General features: G+C 36.2%; 19 protein-coding genes. 13 read left to right on the forward strand and 6 right to left on the reverse strand.

The window, feature by feature from the left end; genetic code table 11:
- The first annotated feature begins 27 nt into the window (after positions 1 to 27).
- Positions 28 to 645 carry a hypothetical protein gene (locus LPC23_RS03340; RefSeq protein WP_229331065.1) on the forward strand — a complete coding sequence of 206 codons (618 nt, stop codon included), beginning with the start codon at positions 28 to 30 and terminating at the stop codon, positions 643 to 645.
- Entirely contained in the window at positions 638 to 4,000 is a 3,363-nt protein-coding gene (mfd, locus tag LPC23_RS03345; protein ID WP_229331067.1) for a transcription-repair coupling factor, read from the forward strand. The genes LPC23_RS03340 and mfd overlap by 8 nt, the downstream gene beginning before the upstream one ends.
- 43 nt (positions 4,001 to 4,043) lie before the next feature.
- On the opposite strand, the gene LPC23_RS03350 is transcribed toward mfd, so the two are convergent.
- The 3 genes from LPC23_RS03350 to LPC23_RS03360 all read right to left on the reverse strand — a co-directional run bounded on the left by LPC23_RS03350 (position 4,044) and on the right by LPC23_RS03360 (position 6,151).
- A complete protein-coding gene (locus LPC23_RS03350; RefSeq protein ID WP_229331069.1) occupies positions 4,044 to 4,700 on the reverse strand; it encodes an aspartate kinase in 657 nt (218 codons plus the stop codon).
- A 108-nt stretch (positions 4,701 to 4,808) separates the two neighbouring features.
- A complete protein-coding gene (locus LPC23_RS03355) occupies positions 4,809 to 5,168 on the reverse strand; it encodes a YraN family protein (RefSeq protein ID WP_229331071.1) in 360 nt (119 codons plus the stop codon).
- Positions 5,169 to 5,185: 17 nt separating this feature from the next.
- On the reverse strand, positions 5,186 to 6,151 hold the full coding sequence (locus LPC23_RS03360; protein ID WP_229331073.1) for a S66 peptidase family protein: 966 nt from the start codon (positions 6,149 to 6,151) through the stop codon (positions 5,186 to 5,188).
- Positions 6,152 to 6,279: 128 nt separating this feature from the next.
- Between LPC23_RS03360 and LPC23_RS03365 the strand changes: the two genes are divergently transcribed.
- The 3 genes from LPC23_RS03365 to amaB all read left to right on the forward strand — a co-directional run bounded on the left by LPC23_RS03365 (position 6,280) and on the right by amaB (position 9,638).
- A complete protein-coding gene (locus LPC23_RS03365) occupies positions 6,280 to 7,377 on the forward strand; it encodes an endonuclease/exonuclease/phosphatase family protein (RefSeq protein ID WP_229331075.1) in 1,098 nt (365 codons plus the stop codon).
- 41 nt (positions 7,378 to 7,418) lie between these two features.
- Positions 7,419 to 7,958 (forward strand): 3-hydroxyanthranilate 3,4-dioxygenase, encoded by a 540-nt coding sequence (locus LPC23_RS03370; protein WP_229326556.1) that lies wholly within the window; start codon positions 7,419 to 7,421, stop codon positions 7,956 to 7,958.
- A gap of 126 nt (positions 7,959 to 8,084) precedes the next feature.
- Positions 8,085 to 9,638 (forward strand): L-piperidine-6-carboxylate dehydrogenase, encoded by a 1,554-nt coding sequence (amaB, locus tag LPC23_RS03375; RefSeq protein ID WP_229331077.1) that lies wholly within the window; start codon positions 8,085 to 8,087, stop codon positions 9,636 to 9,638.
- A gap of 56 nt (positions 9,639 to 9,694) precedes the next feature.
- Here the strand turns inward: amaB and LPC23_RS03380 are convergent, their stop codons facing one another.
- The 3 genes from LPC23_RS03380 to LPC23_RS03390 are packed head-to-tail and all read right to left on the reverse strand — an operon-like array spanning position 9,695 to position 12,070.
- The gene (locus tag LPC23_RS03380) at positions 9,695 to 10,420 is read right to left on the reverse strand and encodes a metallophosphoesterase family protein (protein WP_229331079.1); all 726 of its coding nucleotides are present in this window, start codon (positions 10,418 to 10,420) and stop codon (positions 9,695 to 9,697) included.
- Between the two features lie 7 nt (positions 10,421 to 10,427).
- Positions 10,428 to 11,183, reverse strand: a complete 756-nt coding sequence (locus LPC23_RS03385) for an SDR family NAD(P)-dependent oxidoreductase (RefSeq protein WP_229331081.1) — start codon at positions 11,181 to 11,183, stop codon at positions 10,428 to 10,430.
- A 14-nt stretch (positions 11,184 to 11,197) separates the two neighbouring features.
- The gene (locus tag LPC23_RS03390; RefSeq protein ID WP_229331083.1) at positions 11,198 to 12,070 is read right to left on the reverse strand and encodes an aldo/keto reductase; all 873 of its coding nucleotides are present in this window, start codon (positions 12,068 to 12,070) and stop codon (positions 11,198 to 11,200) included.
- Positions 12,071 to 12,282: 212 nt separating this feature from the next.
- Between LPC23_RS03390 and LPC23_RS03395 the strand changes: the two genes are divergently transcribed.
- From LPC23_RS03395 to LPC23_RS03430, 8 genes are all read left to right on the forward strand, one after another.
- Positions 12,283 to 13,287, forward strand: a complete 1,005-nt coding sequence (locus tag LPC23_RS03395) for an AAA family ATPase (RefSeq protein ID WP_229326562.1) — start codon at positions 12,283 to 12,285, stop codon at positions 13,285 to 13,287.
- Between the two features lie 76 nt (positions 13,288 to 13,363).
- Complete coding sequence (locus tag LPC23_RS03400) at positions 13,364 to 14,227, forward strand: DUF58 domain-containing protein (RefSeq protein WP_229331085.1); 864 nt, start codon at positions 13,364 to 13,366, stop codon at positions 14,225 to 14,227.
- A 92-nt stretch (positions 14,228 to 14,319) separates the two neighbouring features.
- Positions 14,320 to 15,945 (forward strand): hypothetical protein, encoded by a 1,626-nt coding sequence (locus LPC23_RS03405; RefSeq protein ID WP_229331087.1) that lies wholly within the window; start codon positions 14,320 to 14,322, stop codon positions 15,943 to 15,945.
- Positions 15,945 to 16,946, forward strand: coding sequence for a vWA domain-containing protein (locus LPC23_RS03410; RefSeq protein WP_229331089.1), 1,002 nt, complete (start codon positions 15,945 to 15,947; stop codon positions 16,944 to 16,946). The genes LPC23_RS03405 and LPC23_RS03410 overlap by 1 nt, the downstream gene beginning before the upstream one ends.
- Before the next feature lie 128 nt (positions 16,947 to 17,074).
- Positions 17,075 to 18,109: a VWA domain-containing protein gene (locus LPC23_RS03415; RefSeq protein ID WP_229331091.1), complete on the forward strand. Its 1,035-nt coding sequence runs from the start codon at positions 17,075 to 17,077 to the stop codon at positions 18,107 to 18,109.
- Positions 18,093 to 18,875: a tetratricopeptide repeat protein gene (locus LPC23_RS03420; protein WP_420827830.1), complete on the forward strand. Its 783-nt coding sequence runs from the start codon at positions 18,093 to 18,095 to the stop codon at positions 18,873 to 18,875. The genes LPC23_RS03415 and LPC23_RS03420 overlap by 17 nt, the downstream gene beginning before the upstream one ends.
- 33 nt (positions 18,876 to 18,908) lie before the next feature.
- Positions 18,909 to 20,669 carry a BatD family protein gene (locus tag LPC23_RS03425; RefSeq protein ID WP_229331093.1) on the forward strand — a complete coding sequence of 587 codons (1,761 nt, stop codon included), beginning with the start codon at positions 18,909 to 18,911 and terminating at the stop codon, positions 20,667 to 20,669.
- Positions 20,670 to 20,721: 52 nt separating this feature from the next.
- Positions 20,722 to 21,105 carry a GxxExxY protein gene (locus tag LPC23_RS03430; RefSeq protein WP_229331095.1) on the forward strand — a complete coding sequence of 128 codons (384 nt, stop codon included), beginning with the start codon at positions 20,722 to 20,724 and terminating at the stop codon, positions 21,103 to 21,105.
- Positions 21,106 to 21,113 lie beyond the last annotated feature (8 nt).

Consider the following 21,113-nt stretch of genomic DNA (forward strand, 5'->3'; position numbering starts at 1 on the left):
TAACTTTGCGTTCCAATGAAAATGGTAATGAGACAAATAGTAGTTGTTTTTTGTGCTTTATTTTTGCTTTTGACTTCTTGCAAAGAAGACAATAAACAACGCCTAGCCGAGAATAAAAAAGCCACTAAAAAAAGAGAAGTAATTTATAAAAACATCAGTTCAAACTGGAATTTTTATGCTACGCCCATAAATACTACTTCAGAACAAAGCGTGGCAAGCTGGACTGAGTTCCGTCAATTTTTAGACGAATTGGCACAGAATCCCGGAAAATCATTAAATGGGTATCAAAAAAAAGCAGCCGAATTGTCTAAAAAAGCCTTGCTTCTCAACAGTAATATTCCGTTTCAATTCCAACAACCTCAAATTAAAAGTAGAATAGGAACTTTGATTACTAAAGTGCGTTTACTGGACCTATTTATCCATTTAGACGCTATTCCGGATAAAAAAGTAGTCGTTTTAGTGAGCGAAATCAATGCAGAGCTAGTTTCTTTGCAAAGACAAATGGATAAAATTACAGAGAAAAGTAAAATTCCTGTGGAAGATGGCGAATCTGATATGTTGAGAATGTTGGATACCACAAGAGCCATTTCTACAACTCCAATGCCCACTCCTCCAACAAAACCAAACCTTTCACGCGTTGAGTAAAACAGTCTATTCCATTTACGACACATCTCCTAAAACAGAACAGATTGTTGCGTTGTTAGCCCAAAATAACAGCCCAAAACTACATCTTTCAGGTTTGGTGGGGTCTTCAATTTCTTTTGTTATACGTTCTGTTTTTAAAAAATCAGAATTACCGTTTTTACTCATTTTAAACGATAAAGAAGAAGCGGCCTATTATTTGAATGATTTGGAACAAATGATTGGAGACCAAGATGTATTGTTTTATCCCGCTTCTTTTCGCCGGCCATATCAAATAGAAGAAACAGACAATGCAAATGTTTTGCTTCGCGCCGAAGTACTTAACCGCATCAATTCTCGAAAAAAACCAGCCATAATTGTCAGTTATCCCGAAGCGCTTTTTGAAAAAGTAGTGACACGAAAGGAATTGGACAAAAACACTTTAAAAGTGGCCGTAGGCGACCAAATTTCGATTGATTTTATCAACGAAGTATTGTTTGAATACGAATTTAAAAGAGTCGATTTTATAACTGAACCTGGTGAATTTTCCGTTCGTGGCGGAATTGTCGATGTGTTTTCGTTTTCGAACGACAATCCCTATCGAATTGAATTTTTTGGCAACGAAGTAGATAGTATTAGAACTTTTGATGTAGCCACCCAATTGTCATTGGAACAACAAAAGAAAATTGCGATTATCCCTAATGTAGAAAATAAATTTTTTCAGGAAAACCGCGAAAGTTTTTTGGATTATATCTCCGAGAAAACGGTTCTTTTTATTCAAAATACGGAAGGGTTTTTAAGTCAATTGGACAAACAATTTACCAAAGCCAAAGAAGCGTTTGACAAACTTTCCAAAGATATCAAACACGCTACACCTGAGCAATTATTCCTAAATCAAGAACAATTTATAAAACGAGCGTTGGATTTTTCGGTGGCGGAATTGGCTTCCAAAGCCATTTTTAAAACCACTAAAAAGTTCGAATTTCATATTCAGCCGCAACCGTCATTTAACAAGCAATTTGATTTATTATTGAACAATTTGAACGACAATCATTTCAATGGATACAAGAACTATTTGTTCTGTTCGAATGACAATCAAGCCAAGCGTTTCCACGATATTTTCGAAACCTTAGACGAGGCTAATTCAGAGAATATTCGTAAGCAATACAACACCGTAGTTCTGCCTTTGTACCAAGGATTTATTGATGAAGAAAACCAAATTACCTGCTATACCGATCATCAGATTTTTGAACGTTATCATAAATTCAGCATTAAAAATGGGTATTCTAAAAAACAGAATATCACCTTAAAAGAGCTGACTTCATTATCTGTTGGCGATTATGTTACGCATATCGATCACGGAATTGGGAAATTTGGCGGTTTGCAAAAAATCCAAGTGGAAGGTAAAACACAAGAGGCGATTAAATTGGTTTATGCCGATAATGACATTGTGTATGTGAGTATTCACTCTTTACACAAAATTTCAAGATATAATGGTAAAGACGGAACGCCTCCTAAAATTTACAAATTAGGCTCGAATGCCTGGAAAGTTTTAAAACAGAAAACCAAAGCCCGTGTCAAACATATTGCGTTCAATTTGATTCAGTTGTATGCCAAAAGACGTCTGGAAAAAGGTTTTCAATATGCGCCCGATAGTTATTTGCAAAACGAATTAGAAAGTTCGTTCATTTACGAAGATACGCCGGACCAAATCAAATCAACACAGGATGTAAAAGCCGATATGGAAAGCGATCGCCCGATGGATCGTCTAGTTTGTGGCGATGTCGGTTTTGGAAAAACAGAGGTGGCAATTCGTGCTGCTTTTAAGGCGGTGGACAATAGCAAGCAAGTCGCTGTTTTAGTACCAACCACTATTTTGGCTTACCAACATTACCGCACTTTTTCGGAACGATTGAAGAACATGCCGGTTTCGATAGGGTATTTGAATCGTTTTAGAACAGCAAAACAGAAAGCAGAAACCCTCAAACAATTGGCTGAAGGAAAACTAGACATTGTCATTGGAACCCACCAATTAGTGAATAAAAATGTGGTTTTCAAAGACCTTGGATTGTTGATTGTCGATGAAGAACAAAAATTTGGGGTGAATGTCAAAGACAAACTTAAAACGATTGCGGCTAATGTGGATACCTTGACTTTAACCGCAACGCCAATTCCGAGAACTTTGCAATTCTCGTTGATGGCTGCACGAGATTTATCAGTAATCACCACGCCACCACCCAATCGATATCCTATCGAGACGAATGTGGTGGGGTTCAACGAAGAGTTAATTCGCGATGCTGTTTCGTACGAAATTCAGCGCAACGGACAGGTATTTTTCATCAATAACCGAATTGAAAATATCAAGGAAATTGCTGGAATGATTCAGCGATTGGTGCCTAATGCCCGAGTGGGAATTGGTCACGGCCAAATGGAAGGCGCGAAACTCGAAGAGTTGATGCTAGCTTTTATGAATGGCGAATTTGATGTTTTGGTAGCCACCACTATTATTGAAAGTGGTTTGGATGTGCCGAATGCCAATACGATTTTCATCAATAATGCCAATAATTTTGGACTGTCTGATTTACACCAAATGCGCGGTCGAGTAGGGCGAAGCAACAAAAAAGCGTTTTGTTATTTCATTTGTCCGCCGTATTCGGCAATGACTGAAGATGCCCGCAAACGAATTCAGGCTTTGGAACAATTTAGCGAATTAGGAAGTGGATTTAACATTGCCATGAAAGATTTGGAGATTCGTGGTGCAGGTGATTTGTTAGGAGGAGAGCAAAGTGGTTTCATCAACGAAATTGGCTTCGATACCTATCAAAAAATCATGAACGAAGCCATCGAAGAGCTGAAAGAAAACGAATTCAAGGATTTGTACCCAGAACAAAATGATATCGAAACCAAAGAATACGTTAAAGACTTGCAGCTTGATACTGATTTCGAATTATTATTCCCAGATGAATACATCAATACGGTTTCTGAACGATTACTGCTGTATAACGAGTTAGCAGAAATTAAAGATGAAGCGTCACTTTTGAATTATGAAAACAAGCTGATTGACCGCTTTGGGCCTTTGCCAAAACAAGCTGTTTCTTTACTGAGCAGTATGAAAATCAAATGGATTGCTACCCGTATAGGGATTGAAAAATTAGTCTTAAAACAAGGTAAAATGATTGGGTATTTCGTATCCGACCAACAATCGGATTATTACCAATCCGGACGTTTTCATCACGTACTACAGTTTGTGCAAAAGCAAAGCGCTTTGTGTAAAATGAAAGAAAAACAAACCCCTAACGGATTACGATTGTTATTGACGTTTGACAATGTAAAATCAATTCGAAGAGCTTTGGAGTTGATGGAGTTGATGGAGAAATAAAAAAAGCTTCCAGCCTTTTAAAGGCTGGGAGCTTTGGATTTATCTAATTTTTCAAATCCTTAATTACTTTGAAAGCAACGTCTACTTCATTTTCGCTAACTAGAATCGTAAATTCATTCGAAGTTGAAATCACTTCATTGATGATAATTCCTTCCCAAGCCAAGCGTTGAAAAATGAAATAATAAATTCCAGGAACTACGATGTTTTCTTTTGGTAATTTTACCGTAATAGAAGCTAAATTTTCTAATTTTTGAATCAATTTTTCGTTGGCAAAATGTTTGTCAACCAAATGATTCACGCTGTTGCTAACCACGATATTGGTTTCGTTTACTCCTCTTGATGAAGTATAAAAAATATCGGAAAAATTATTGATATCGGTAATTAAATCGGCTTGTTTATTCAAAACAGTTTCTGAGGCGGCAAAAGTGTAATCTGTTAACTGAGAACGCACCGTAATTTCTCCAATATTTTTAATCACCTTATTGATTTTGTGATTCAATTTAAAGTCTAATTCTTCGGTTAATCGTTTCAAGGCCATTACAATAGCGCCTTGTTTTACTTCTTTGCCAAATTCGTTTTCTAATTCACTCATAATGTTGCGCGAAAGAGAAGTCAAATTAATAATACCAAGTGATAAGGCATTCAACAAAAATGGTTTTGTTTTAATATAATTTTCTACAATAGAAGAAACTGTTTTCATAGTAGTTGTGTTAAATTGTTTTTTATTAGTAGGTAGTAGTTGTGTTAAAAACACTGCAAATATAAATAAAAAAACAATTTGTTACAATTATAACATGTAAAAACAAATTTAAAAATGATAAAAAGCGTCTGTAAGATGTTCAATTTCAAAGTTTTGACCATCCTTTCTGATGGCAATGATGTCAAAACGTACTTCGCTATCTATATCGTTTTCGGTAACATAAGCGTGAACCGCTTTTACCAATAATTGGATTTTTTTTGGCTTAACAAAGTCTTGAGGAAGACCAAAATCAATTGATGTTCGTGTTTTTACTTCGACAACGGCTAAAACCGAATCTTTTTCCGCTAGAATGTCAATTTCGGCTTTTTGGAAAGTCCAGTTGGTTGCTAATATAGTATATCCATTATTTTGAAGGTACTTAGCGGCTAATTCCTCTCCGAATTTACCTAGTTCGTTGTGCTCAGCCATAATGCAATTAGTTGAATTTACTTTTCAAAAACCACAGTGCTACAATTTTCGGTGATATCAATAGTAACCGTATTTCCTAAAATCAAGGCTCTATTGTCATGAATATGACCCGCTGGGAAATTAAAAATCACAGGAATATTGAGATTTTTAGTTACGTCTTGTACGATTTCAAGCGCATTTTTCCCCCACGGAATATCGTTATCTTTCATATCAGTCATAGACCCAACAATTATTCCTTTCAGACTTTCCAAACAACCATTTCGTTTCAAATTCATCATCATTCGATCAATATGATACAAGTATTCGTCTAAATCTTCAATATATAAAATCTTGTCCTTACAATCAATTGCTGACGGCGAACCCAATACACTATATAAGATGGACAAATTACCTCCTACTAGTTCGCCTGTGGCTGTTCCAATACGATTCATAGGATGCGCGTCTATAGCATATTGCAAAGGTTGTCCAAATAAGGACAAACGCAAACTTTCAATCGCAGCTTGCGTTGCTTTTGACAGATTGATTGGCATAATTCCGTGAATGGATTTGTAACCCATGGTATTAAGATGATTGTGTAAAACGGTAACATCGCTAAAACCAACCACCCATTTCGGATTTTTTTTGAATTGAGTAAAATCAATTAAATCAATTACTCGTACTGTACCATAACCGCCTCTCGCACACCATATTGCTTTGATGTTGGGATTGTCCAATTGCTCTTGTAGATCAGCGGCACGTTCTTTGTCATTTCCCGCCAATTGATTTTTTTCTAAACCTATACTTTTTCCAATAACAACATTCAAGCCCCAGCTTTCTAATAATGAAATTGTGGGTTGCATACTTTTTACAATATGTTTTCTCGCAGTTGCTAGAATTGCAACAGTATCTCCTTTTTGTAAATACGGTGGTGTTATCATTGATGGTTGAGCTTGAAAAGTGAAGGAAAGTAAACTAATAGTGAATAAAATGAACGTTTTTTTCATAAATCAATTCTGAATTGCTACAGTAATTTATAAAAACAAATATAGGCAAATACCAAATCACTTTTAATTTCAGTTTCAATTTCTTACTTTTACTATACCCACTCCTAACGATCCTAAATTGAAATAAAATGAGAATTTCTATCTTTCTGTATTGTTTTTTGGTCTTGGCTGTTTATCCAAAATCTTTCGGTCAAACCAAAAAATTTAAAATCCACACCCTAGCCTTTTATAATTTCGAAAATCTATTTGACACCATCAATGACCCTGAAACATTTGATGAAGATTGGACTCCAAAAGGGTCGCAAAATTGGACATTTGCTAAGTACCAAAAAAAGTTAGCCAACTTATCTCGAGTCTTGGCCGAAATTGGTAATTCAGAAAACTCGGAGTCGCCAACTTTTATTGGGGGTTGTGAAATTGAAAATCGCGGGGTATTAGAAGATCTAATTGCACAGCCTATTTTAGTAGATAAAAAGTACGGAATTATTCATTTTGACTCTCCAGACAAAAGAGGAATTGATGTGGCTTTGTTGTATCGAAAAGAGTTTTTTCAACCCATGACCTATTCTAATATTCCATTATATGTATTTCAAAAGGAGTCTATTTCCAAAAATAATAAAGAAGAACTCACAGATGATGTTGAGGTGGTAAGTTCAAAAAACAAACGAGTCTATACTCGTGATCAGCTTCTAGTTTCGGGGTTTTTAGAGGGCGAAGAAATCCATTTGATTGTTAATCACTGGCCATCACGTTCTGGCGGTGAACAGCGATCGAGTCCCTTTAGGGAAGCTGCTGGGGCTTTGAATAGAAAAATAATTGACTCGCTGCAACGCATAAATCCAAACGCCAAAGTCATTACTATGGGAGACTTGAATGACGGTCCCTACAATAAAAGTGTGAAAATTGCTTTAGGGGCTAAGGCGAAAAAAGCAGATGTTCCCCCAATGGGGATTTACAATCCATTTGAAGATATGGCAAAAAAAGGGATGGGAACAATTGCACATCGGGATGCATGGGATATTTTTGACCAAATTATGATTACCAAGTCGCTTTTGCAGTCAGATTATTCTAGCTATCAATTCTGGAAAGCAGGAATTTATAACAAATCTTTTTTAGTTCAAACTAGCGGTCAATTTAAAGGCTATCCTTTACGGCATGGAGCAACCGAAATAGGATTTAGTGACCATTTCCCAGTATATATCTATTTGATTAAAGAGAAAAAATAGTACGAGTAAAAGTGTAACTTTACCATTCTAAATTTAAGGATATGGCTATTGCAAAACCGTTCAATTTGAATCAATGGATTGATGAAAACCGTCATCTACTAGTGCCACCCGTTGGCAACAAAAACATATATACAGAATCAGGCGATTATATCGTTATGATTGTAGCAGGGCCGAATGCAAGAAAAGACTACCATTATAACGAAACCGAAGAGCTTTTTTACCAATTGGAAGGAAGCATTAAAGTAGTCATTCAGGAAGACGGAGAGCGTAAAGAGATGGATTTGAATCCAGGCGATATGTATTTGAATCCGGCCAAGATTCCCCATTCACCAGTCCGTTCAGAAGGTTCTATCGGATTAGTTATAGAGCGCAAAAGAGCAGGTTTAGGTTTTACAGACGGATTACTTTGGCATTGTGAAAATTGCAATCACAAATTACACGAAGTTTATTTTGAACTTCATAATATTGAAAAAGACTTTTTAACTCATTTTGAACATTTTTACAGCTCAGAAAAGTTACGAACTTGTTCCCAATGCGGAACAATTATGGATACGGATTCAAGATTTTTGTCCAAAAAATAATTGGAATATTATTTCCAAATCTTTAAAGGAATTACTAGCTCTTGAAATAAATTGTTTTCAATTTAATTATTAAGTTGAAAATAATATCTTTACAAAAATATAACAATTTTTAACAGAAAAGTTACAATGACAACAATAGCATCTGCATTCGGAATGAAAGAAGCCTTAGCTCAATTGGGCGTAAAAGACTTAAATTTAGGAACTTCTACCGGAACTTCTGGTTTTGGTTCAGGCGAAATACTAAAAAGTTATTCTCCTGTGGACGGACAATTAATAGCATCTGTTCAAACTACATCTGCTGCTGATTATGAAAAAGTAATGCAAAAAGCTACCGAGGCTTTCCAGACTTTCCGAATAATGCCTGCGCCTCAACGAGGAGAAATTGTACGTCAGTTTGGAGAAAAATTACGCAAAAATAAAGAAGCCTTGGGTAAACTGGTTTCCTACGAAATGGGAAAATCGTTGCAAGAAGGGTACGGGGAAGTACAAGAAATGATAGACATCTGCGATTTCGCAGTTGGGCTTTCGCGCCAGTTACACGGTTTAACAATGCATTCTGAACGTCCGGGTCACCGAATGTATGAGCAATACCATTCTTTGGGAGTTGTCGGAATCATTTCGGCATTTAATTTTCCTGTTGCTGTTTGGGCTTGGAATACCGCTTTAGCTTGGATTTGTGGCGATGTTTGTGTGTGGAAACCTTCTGAGAAAACGCCGCTTTGCGGGATTGCTTGCCAAAATATTATTGCCGAAGTTATCCGCGAAAATAACTTACCAGAAGGGATTTCTTGTCTAATTAATGGCGATTACAAAATAGGAGAATTACTAACTCAAGATACTAGAGTCCCATTAATTTCTGCAACAGGTTCTACACGAATGGGTAAAATTGTAGCTCAAACAGTTGCAAGTCGTTTAGGAAAATCGTTGTTAGAATTAGGAGGAAACAATGCTATTATTGTTACTCCTGATGCAGATATTAAAATGACGGTTATTGGTGCAGTCTTTGGTGCGGTAGGTACTGCAGGTCAACGTTGTACTTCTACGCGTCGTTTGATTATACATGAAAGTATGTACGATACAGTAAAAGATGCTTTAGTATCCGCTTACAAACAATTGCGTATTGGAAATCCATTGGATGAGAAAAACCATGTCGGACCATTGATTGACGTTCAAGCGGTTGCTATGTATACTAATGCTTTAGCTAAAGCAGTTGAAGAAGGCGGAAAAATCCTTGTAGAAGGAAAAATTTTGGTTGGCGAAGGGTATGAGAGCGGTTGTTACGTTCAACCTGCTATCGTAGAAGCAGATAATTCTTTTGAAATTGTACAACATGAAACGTTTGCACCGATTTTATATTTATTAAAATATACAGGAGAAGTTACTAATGCTATTGCTATTCAAAATGGAGTAGCGCAAGGTTTGTCCTCGGCAATAATGACCAATAATCTTCGTGAAGCCGAACTATTTCTATCAGTAGCTGGATCAGATTGTGGTATTGCTAATGTAAATATCGGAACTTCAGGCGCTGAAATTGGAGGTGCTTTTGGAGGTGAAAAGGAAACGGGTGGTGGACGCGAATCAGGTTCTGATGCTTGGAAAGTTTATATGAGACGCCAAACGAATACAATTAATTATACCACAAGTTTGCCATTGGCACAAGGAATTAAATTTGACTTGTAGTAAAGAATTATTTAATTTAAAAATCCGCTTGAATTACCTAAATCAAGCGGATTTTTTTAGTTCCTCCCTTTTTCGTTAGGGTATAAATTATCTAAATTTTCACTTTGCCAATAGGTTTTAGAATCCACATCCATAATCGTTAACGGTCCTTTAAAAGCGGCTCCAGTATCTACATTCCAAACATTCGCCATCTGAACAGGAATTGTTTTTCCAATTCTTGAAACAGGCGTGTGACCAATATATATTTCGTTATATAGGGTAAAGCGTTTAGGATAAGCAACATCAGTTATTTTCATGGTTTTATCCAAGGCCAATGCGGTTTCCCAGAGGGTTCTGTCCCAATAAAAAAGATTAGGGAAATATTCAAAATCAACACCATTCATATTGGTAAATCCGGCATGAATGAACAATCTATTGTGTTCGTCCAGATGGTAATCTATCAATGATTCGATGAAAGCGATATGGGCTTCTAAAGTTTTCCCATCTCTTTTTTGATAAGCCGTTACTGTAGCTTCTCCGCCGTGCTGATACCATTGCGGATTGTCGGTTCCGTTTTTGAGCCACTCCAACAATAAATCATCATGATTGCCACGAATACAAATAATGTTATGCGACTTTTTCATTGAAATCAGCAAATCAATTACCTCTGGCGATTGGCTCCAGCCATCTACATAGTCACCTAAAAAAATCAATTTGTCATGTGGACTGACTTTAGCTCTTTCTAAGATTTGATGTAAAGCACGCAAGCCTCCGTGAATATCTCCAATAACTAATGTTCTCATATAAATTTTATAAAGAACGATTCACAATTCCTGATGACGCCTGTGCAGTTGGCATAACAATCAAATCCGCAATATTCACGTGATAGGGTCTTGACACCACAAAATGGATAATATCAGCTATATCTTCTGCTTGCAAAGGAGCAAATCCTTTGTATATATTTTGCGCTTTCTCATCATCGCCTTTAAAACGTACATTACTAAACTCCGTTGAAACCATTCCAGGATGAATGGCACCCACGCGAATTCCAAATGGATTCAAATCCATACGCATTCCTTGGTTCAAAGCATCCACAGCGTGTTTGGTAGCACAATAGACATTTCCATTCGGATACACTTCTTTGGCAGCGGTAGAACCAATGTTGATGATGTGTCCTGATTTTCGCGCTATCATTTGTGGAATAATCGCTTTGGAAACATATAACAAACCTTTGATATTTCCGTCAATCATAGCGTCCCAATCGTCTAGATTACCATTTTGAATAGGGTCCAAACCGTGGGCATTTCCTGCATTATTAATCAAAATATCAATTGAAGAAAATGCTTTTGGGAGTGATTCAATTTGCTCAGAAACTGCTTTTTTATCGCGCACATCAAATTGTAAAGTATGCACTTCGGTATGTGCGGAAAGTGTTTTTTGAAGTTCATCCAAACGATCTTGGCGACGGCCACAAAGCACTAATTTGTAATTGTTTTTAGCTAAAATCTCAGCGGTTGCTTTACCAATTCCGCTTGTTGCTCCTGTAATTAAGGCTATTTTGGTCATTGTTTCTATTTTATTTAAGGTACATTTTTACCCATACTTTCTGTCCAAATGGCGAACCAATCTTCTTTTTCAAGAGGTAATTCGGTTGCTTTCATTAAGGCTTGAATTCGGGCTACGTTTACCGTTCCGGCAATTGGAATTACTTGCGCAGGATGTTGCAAAATCCAAGACAATAAAATCGTGTCGGATCCTACTCCATATTTGGAAACTAATTGCGCCAATAATTTTTTCATGCGTCGGGTTTGCTCATTGTCTTCTCGAAACACACTGCCTAATGGGTTCCACGACATAGGACGAATGTCATGAGTTTGCATATAGTCTAAACTCCCATCTAACATTGCCTCATGATGGGACGCAGAGAATTGAATTTGGTTAAAACTAACTTCGGTTTTTTGACGAATTAATTCCGTTTGCGAAGTAGTGAAATTAGACAAACCAAAATCGATAATTTTCCCATCAGATTTTAATTTCGTTACTGCTTCGGCAATTTCGTCAGCTTGCATCAAAGGACTCGGGCGGTGCAATAAAAGTACGTCTAAATAGTCTGTCGCTAAGTTTTTCAATGAATTCTCTACGGACCAAATAATATAGTCTTTGGAATATTCGTAATGTTTTATGGAATTATTCCGGTTTTTGGTCACCATTTGGATACCACATTTCGAAATCAATTGAATTTTAGATCGGTCAATTGTGCTTGAAACCAAAGCTTTTCCAAAATCAGCTTCCGTGGTATAATCACCATAAATATCGGCATGATCAAAAGTTGAAATTTTGTTTTCGAGGCAAAGATGGATAATATTATCCATTTCTTTAGTATTGAGTTTTTTATCCCAAATTCCCCAGTTCATTACTCCCGCAATTATGGGAGATAAAGTCGATTTACTCATAGTAGTATTGCCTCTTTTACGTTTTTATTTCAAGTATTTTCATCCGATTTTAATCGAGATTTTAAAAATAGATAAATTTGATCATAAATCCACCTTTAAATTGGGTTTTTAGCTAAAGTTTTAACCATTCTTTAACATCGTACTTCTAAAAAATAATTCAATTTGCACTCGCAAATGGCAACCACATTAAAAATGGTTTAAAATATATTACAATGGAAGAGAATACAGCGTCTTTAGACATTAGAGCAATCAACGAGAAAATAGAAAGAGAAAGTGCTTTTATTGATCTCCTAACTATGGAAATGAATAAAGTAATTGTAGGTCAGAAGCATATGGTGGAACGATTGTTAATTGGGCTTTTGGGTCAAGGGCATATCTTGTTAGAAGGGGTTCCTGGACTGGCTAAAACTTTGGCAATTAATACGCTCTCGCAGGCTGTAGCTGGTTCGTTTAGCCGAATCCAATTTACACCAGACTTATTGCCTGCCGATGTAGTGGGAACGATGATTTACAACATCAAGCAAAATGAATTCTCAATTAAAAAGGGTCCTATTTTTGCCAATTTCGTTCTAGCGGATGAGATTAACCGTGCACCAGCTAAAGTGCAATCAGCTTTATTAGAGGCGATGCAGGAAAAACAAGTGACTATTGGCGATACTACTTTTAAATTAGACAAGCCATTTTTAGTTTTAGCTACGCAAAACCCAATTGAGCAAGAAGGAACGTATCAGTTGCCAGAAGCACAAGTCGATCGTTTTATGTTGAAAACGGTGATTGATTATCCAAAAATGGATGAAGAGCGTTTGGTGATCCGTCAGAATTTGAGCGGAAGCTACGAGAAAGTAAACCAAGTCGTTTCTATCGAACAAATTTTACGCGCTCAAGAAGCAGTTCGTGAAGTCTACATGGACGAGAAAATCGAAAAATATATTTTAGATATTATTTTCGCTACGCGTTATCCAGAAAAATACAAACTAGCCGACTTGAAGCCGTTGATTAGTTTTGGTTCTTCGCCACGTGGAAGTATCAATTTGGCTAATGCTGCTAAATGTTACGCCTTCATCAAACGTCGTGGGTATGTAATTCCAGAAGACGTTCGTGCCGTGGTTCATGATGTATTGCGTCACAGAATTGGCGTTACGTATGAAGCAGAAGCCGAAAACATAACTTCTGTAGACATCATCAACAAAATCGTAAACGAAGTTGAGGTTCCCTAAAAGTAATTAGGCAAAAGCCATTAGCCATTAGTAAGTCTGATGCCTATTGCCTATTGCCTATTGCCTAAATAACAAAATGGATACAAAAGACCTACTCAAAAAAGTCCGAAAAATAGAAATCAAAACCCGAAGATTGAGTGATCATATCTTTTCGGGAGAATACCATACGTCTTTTAAAGGACGTGGGATGACTTTTAGCGAAGTACGTCAATATCAATATGGCGATGATATTCGAGCCATTGACTGGAATGTTACCGCACGTTATAACGAGGCGCACGTTAAGGTTTTTGAAGAAGAACGTGAGTTGACGATGATGTTAATGGTTGATATTTCGGGTTCAGAGAGTTTTGGTTCCAAAAATCAGTTTAAAAAAGACATTGTCACAGAAATTGCCGCTACCATGGCTTTTTCGGCAACTCAAAATAATGATAAGATTGGATTAATTCTATTTTCAGACGAAATCGAATTGTACATTCCACCTAAAAAAGGTCGCTCGCATGTGTTGCGAATCATTCGCGAACTCATCGAGTTTGAACCTAAAAGCAATAAAACGGATTTGGCACAAGCCTTGAAATTCTTGTCGGGAACACAAAAAAAGAAAGCCATTGTTTTTGTTATTTCTGATTTTATGACTCAGGAGTACGAGCAAACATTGAAAATTGCTTCTAAGAAACACGACATTACGGGTATTCGAGTATACGATATTCGCGAAGAAAAAATGCCGAATTTAGGCATGGTCCCTATGTTGGACGCTGAAACAGGAGCAGTTCAATTAGTAGATACAGGTTCTAAATCGGTTCGTTTGAACTATGAAAAACACTATTACGATCGAGTGAATTATTTTAAAGAAACCTTCAGTAAATCAGGCGCTGGAGTCGTGAACACCCGAGTTGATGAAAGTTATGTAACCAAATTATTAGGGTATTTTAAATCGAGATAAAGATTTTAGATTAAGTAGTATTTTTAATAGTAAAATCAAAAATCACTAATCGTTAATCAACAATCAGAAATCAAAATTTCTGAATAGAATAAATGAAAAAAATAGCATACATAGTATTGTTTCTAATTTCCACTTCGCTTTTTGCACAAAAAGTGACAACGGCTTTGGACACAACGCGCAATAAAATTGGCGCCGAGTTCAAATTGACCTTGAAAGCTTCCGTTGATACTGCAGCTAGAGTGGTTTTTCCTAAATTGAAAAACTTTGGAGCATTGGAAGTAATTCGTTCGTATCCAATAGATACTATTTGGAATGACGATCGCTACGAATTGGTTAAAAAATATGGCTTAACCCAATTTGATTCTGGGAAATATACTATTCCAAGAGTGCCAATATTGATTAACAAAAAACCCTTTTTTTCCGACTCACTTTTGGTTGAGGTAGCTAATGTGAAAGTAGATACATTGCAACAAAAAATGTACGATATCAAGAATATTGTGGCGGCTGAGAGTCATTGGGGCAATTGGTGGAAGTATTTGTTAGCGATTATAATCCTTGCAGGAATAGGGGCTTTCGCGTACTGGTACTTTAAGAAAAGGCAAAACAAAGAGACTGAAGAAGAAGTCTATAAATCGCCCATCGAAAAAGCAACTTCGTTATTGACCATTTTGGAGCAAAAAGAATTGTGGCAAAACGGAGAAATCAAAGAATATTATAGTGAATTGACAGACATAGCTAGAAACTATATCGAAGAAGCTATCGAAATTCCAGCGATGGAAAGTACGACTTCGGAACTGATTACTGCTTTGAGAGCGGCTTCTGTCAAAAAGAAAATGACACTTTCTAAAGAAACAATCGAAAACTTAGAACGTGTTTTAAAACAAGCCGATTTGGTAAAATTTGCTAAATCTAAACCGCTTGATTTCGAAATCACCGAGGATAGGAATAAGATTCAAAAAGCGATTTTAACTTTGGATAAGGCGATTCCAGTTGAGGTGCCTGAAGAGGAAGATTTGCTATTAAACGAGGCACAAAGACAACAGCAAATCCAATTGCAGTTAAAGAAAAAGAAAGCAAAACAAATTCGTACTGCGATTGTTTCAGTAGTACTTTTACTTGTTTTGGTAACAGGATTTTTTGTGGTAACTCGTGGTTTTGGATATGTTATTGATACTGTTTTTGGTCGTGAAACCAAAGAATTATTAGAAGGCGAATGGGTAAAAAGTGAATACGGAAGTCCTGGAATTCTAATTGAAACTCCTCAAGTGTTAAAACGTATTGATGCCGAAAAAGTCTTACCTAAAAACACCATGGCATTAATTAAAGAAATGCAGTTGTTTCAACATGGCGACATGATGAATGGGTTTTACATTATGGTTTCTACCAGTCAATTCAAACAACCAACAGATATTGATTTGGCAAAAGCCATGGAAGGAAATTTAAAAATAATTGAAGCCCAAGGCGGTCAAAATATTATAGTTAAACAAGAAGACTTTGAAACCGAAAGTGGTGTACAAGGTATGAAAGGTTATGGAACGATGTCAATGTTAAATCCTTTGACCAAGTCGAGTGAAAAAGTATATTATGAGATTTTATACTTCAAACAAAATCAAGGATTACAACAAATTATGATTGTATTTCCTGAAGGCGATCAATACGGAAGCGCCATTGCAGAGCGAATGTTACAATCAGTTGAACTAAGACAAGCCAGTAATTAATGGAAAAATTAAGTTTTTTAAATCCAGAATTTTTTTGGTTGTTGCTATTAATTCCAGCAGTAGCAGCTTGGTTGTACTTGAAAAGAGACCAACAAACGGCGACTTTAAAAATAAGTTCAACGGCAGGGTTCTCAGGTTCTAAATCATTTTTTGTGAAGTTGTATCCCTTTTTAGGGGTATTTCGTTTATTGGCATTGATGGCTTTAATTGTAGCGATGGCTCGACCAAGAACGGTGGACATTAGTAACAAAACCAAAACAACAAAAGGAATTGATATTGTAATGGCCATTGACGTTTCAGGAAGTATGTTGGCCAAGGATTTGAAACCAAACCGAATGGAAGCTTTGAAAAAAGTGGCAGCTAGTTTTGTTGACGAAAGACCCAATGACCGAATTGGATTAGTAGTCTATGCTTCTGAAGCGTATACTAAAACTCCGGTAACAAGTGATAAAGCGATTATACTGCAAGCGATAGAAAGTATCAAATACGATAATGTATTGCAAGACGGAACGGGAATCGGAATGGGATTGGCGACAGCCGTCAACCGTTTGAAAGACAGTAAGGCTAAAAGCAAAGTGATTATTTTATTGACTGATGGTGTAAATAACGCTGGATTTATTGAGCCAGAAACGGCATCGGATATTGCTAAACAATACGGGATTAAAGTGTATACAGTGGGAATTGGAACCAATGGAATGGCCGAATTTCCCTATGCTATTGCACCTAACGGACAATTTTTATTCCGTATGATGCAAGTAGAAATTGACGAACAGTTAATGAAAAATATTGCGCGTAAAACAGACGGAAAATATTTCAGAGCGACAAGTAACAATAAGTTAGAAGAAATATATGCAGCCATCAATAAATTAGAAACTACAGAAATTGAAGAGTTGAAATTTTATGATTATGATGAAAAATACAGACCCTTTGTTTGGTTAGCAGGTTTTTTATTGTTGCTAGAATTAGGATTGCGAAATACGGTGTACCGATCATTTATTTAAATTATTTAAACACAAAGATCACAAGGAACGCACAGGGCACACAGTAGATTTTAAATATACAACATAGAAAATAGTGAACTTAGTGTAATTACTTAGTGAACTTAGTGGTTAAAAAGAGAAATTCAATAATGGAATTAGACGAGAAAAAATATTTGTACTTACTTTTCCTACTACCACTTTTGGTGTTGGTTTTTCTTTTCAATCAATATTGGAAGCGAAAAAAGCAACGTGAATTTGGCGACTTAGAATTGGTACAACGATTGAGTCCAGATAGTTCGGTATTCAAACCGATTTTAAAATTAGGGGTCTTACTTTTGGCATTAGCAGGTTTGATTTTGGGCTTGGTCAATCCAAAAGTTGGTACTAAAATGGAAACTGTTAAACGCGAAGGAATTGACATTGTTTTTGCAATAGATGTATCTAAAAGTATGCTTTGCGAAGATGTAGCTCCTAGTCGTTTAGAGAAAAGCAAACAATTGGTTTCTCAAATTATCAATCAATTAGGAAATGATAGAATCGGTATTGTAGCCTATGCAGGGAGTTCGTTTCCTGTTTTGCCTATTACAACCGATTATAGCGTGGCCAAAATGTTTCTACAAAGCATGAATACCGATATGGTTTCGTCTGTTGGAACTTCTTTGGATGAAGCAATTCGATTATCGGCAACCTATTTTGATGATAAAAAAACGAGCAAGTTATTGATTTTAGTTTCGGATGGAGAAGATCATTCTGAGGGCGCTGAAGCTGCCGCTGAAGAAGCCAACAAACTAGGCATTAAAATCATAACAATAGGAGTAGGAACTCCAAATGGCGGAACCATTCCGTTGCGTCGTAATGGTGTAATGGAAGGATTAAAAAGAGATAGTAATAACGAAGTAGTGATTACCAAATTGAACTCAGAAAGTTTGACTGCCATTGCAAAAGCTACCAAAGGTGGTTATGCCAATGGAGCCAATACAAAAGAAGTGATCGATTATGTAAAAAACGCCTTAAACAATATTGAAAAAACCGAATTTGAAGCTACTCAAATGGCCGATTTTCAGTCGCAATTTCAGTGGTTTTTAGGATTTGCATTTGTGTTGTTGTTTGCAGATGTTTTTCTATTGGAACGCAAAACTAAATGGGTAAATAAACTCAATTTGTTTAATGAAAAGGAACAATAAAATGATGAAAAAGGTAATTGTATCGATTTTGCTCGTGTTTTCTTTGGCGATTACAGCCCAAGAGAAAGACGCTCTTTTGCCAAAAGCGAATGAAGAGTTTGCAGCAAAAAACTATGCCGATGCCGAAGCCAACTATAGAATTTCACATTCTAAATTTCCAAGAAGAACGGTTGCATCCTATAACTTAGGAAATGCAATTTATCGTCAAAACCAGTTTTCGGAATCCAAAATAGCATTTGCCAATGCTTTAAAAACTATTAGAACGTATCCTCAAAAACACAAAGCCCTTCACAATCTAGGTAATGTGTTTATGAAAGAGAAGAATTATTCGCAGGCGGTCGAAGCCTATAAAAATGCGCTTCGCAATAATCCTGAAGATGAAGAAACGCGATACAATTATGCTTTGGCAAAAAAAATGCTAAAAGACAATCCACCAAAAGACGACAAGAATAAAGATAAAGACAAAAACAAGGACAAGAACAAAGACAAGGATAAAAAAGACGATAAGAAAGACGGAGAAAATAAAGATAAGAACAAGGATAAAGGCGATCAAAATAAAGATAAAAAAGAAAATCAGGGAGATAAAGAAAAGAAAGACGACTCTTCCAAGAATCAAGGTCAGCCTAAACCTAATCCAGGTGGAATTTCACAACAACGCGTTCAAAATTTATTGGACGCCGTGAATAATGAAGAAAAGAAAGTTCAAAATAAAGTTAATGCCCAAAAAGTAAAAGGAAAACCAGTTCAAACAGAAAAAGACTGGTAAGTAATTTGAAATAAGAATGCCATTTTATAAATAATGAAAAAATACATACTGCTATTATTAATCAGTTTCCAAGGACTTCTGGCTCAGGTAGAATTTGAGGCAAAAGTCAGTAGAAACACGCTCGGACTCAACGAAAGACTTCGAGTAGATTTTATAATGAATGTAGACGGAGATAATTTTGTTCAACCCAATTTCGAAGGTTTTCGAGTAATTGCAGGACCCAGTCAGCAAATTAGTCAATCGTGGATTAACGGACGAAGTTCGTTTGAAAAAGTATACTCTTATTTTTTATTGCCTTTGCAAAAAGGGAATTTGGTGATCAAACAGGCGGTCATTGAGTTCAATGGACAATTGTATAAAACGGCTCCTGTTCGAGTTACAGTTACTAGTCCAGTACAACAACAAGCCGATCCAAACGATCCGAATGCACCACAAATTTCAGCCGACAATAATATTTACCTTGTCGCCGATATTTCTAAAACCAATCCGTATATCAACGAACCGATAACGGTGGTGTACAAATTGTATTTCAGCTACAATATTGGAATCTCCAATTGGCGTGAATTAGACAAACCGAAATACAATGATTTTTGGAGTCAGAATATTGACATCAAGCAGTTAGTTGCCGAAGAAGGAATGTTCAAAGGACAACGTTATCGTTATGTAACCTTGCGTAAAACGGTATTGTATCCTCAAAAATCAGGGCGCCTAAAGATTGAACCATTAGCACTTGATATTGATGTGCAATTGCCAACCAATCGTAGAGATATGTTTGGTCGTGTAATGATTACCGAAGGCAATAAACGCGTTTCAGCAGGGACCAAAACGATAACGGTAAAAGCACTTCCTGAGGCTGGAAAACCAGAAGGATTTACAGGAGCAGTTGGTAATTTTGATTTTAAAGTAACGCCTACTAAAACGGATTTAAAAAACGGAGAAAGTTTAGATTTGGTTGTGAGTGTTAGTGGAAAAGGAAATTTAAAATTATTTGATTTGCCTAAACCAGTAGTTCCTAATGCTCTCGAAATGTACGATGCGGTTCATAAAGAAGCAGTCAACACTGGTTTATCAGGAATGTTAGGAAAAATCTTGGATAGTTATACAATTGTACCTCAATACAAAGGAAAATATATTGTTAAGCCAATGCAGTTTAGTTATTTTGACTTAAGTTCAGGAAGCTATAAAACGCTAACATCAAAGGAAATATTAATTAATGTTTTGGACGGACCTACAGCTAAAAATGCGGTAGCATCGAATTCAGCTGGAAATAAAAACAAAATTGAAAGAGCAGAGCAGTTCAAATTCATTAAATTGAAAACAGAATTAGAACCATTAAAACGACAAGATTTCTTCGGATCGTTATGGTACTACATTTTGTTAGTGTTGCCATTTATTGCATTGCCAATACTAGTACTTCTTAGAAAAAGAAAAGAAGCATTAGATGGTGATGTTACTGGAAACAGAATCCGAATGAACAATCGATTGGCTAAAAAATATTTGTCAGAAGCCAAAAAACAGATACATAATAAAGAGCCGTTTTATGTGGCTTTGGAAAAAGCAATGCACAATTTCTTGAAAGCCAAATTGCATATTGAAACTTCGGAAATGAGTAAAGACAACATTCAAGAATTGTTGTTGTCTCGCAATGCCAATCCAGATGTAGTTACTGATTTTATTGCCTTGACAGAAAGTTGTGAGTTGGCTCGTTATGCACCAGCCTCAAGCACGTCAATTCAAAATGATTTTGATAAAGCAGTGGTGATTATTTCAGAATTGGAAAAACAGATAGTTTAAACACGAAGGACACAAAGAAAGCACTAGGGTCACAATTTTAAATTAATGGTAAATGACTGAAAACGAAATATCAAAAATTGTATTTGAGTGTGCTTTGAAAGTGCATAAAAACTTAGGGCCAGGGTTATTAGAAAGTGCTTATGAGGAATGTCTTTTTTATGAATTAAAGAAATCCAATTTGTTTGTAGAAAAACAAAAAGCATTGCCTTTAATTTATGAAGAAGTAAAGTTAGATGTGGGTTATCGAATTGACATAATAGTCGAAAATAAATTTATAATAGAAGTTAAGTCTGTAGAATCTTTAAATGAAGTTCATTTAGCTCAAGTCTTGACTTATTTGAGATTGTCGGATTGCAAATTAGGATTGTTAATCAATTTTAATGTAAAATTACTTAAAGAGGGAGTTAGAAGAATAATCAATGGAGAGCTATATTAGTGAACTTC

The organism is Flavobacterium ammonificans, assembly GCF_020885975.1.
Lineage (GTDB): Bacteria > Bacteroidota > Bacteroidia > Flavobacteriales > Flavobacteriaceae > Flavobacterium > Flavobacterium ammonificans.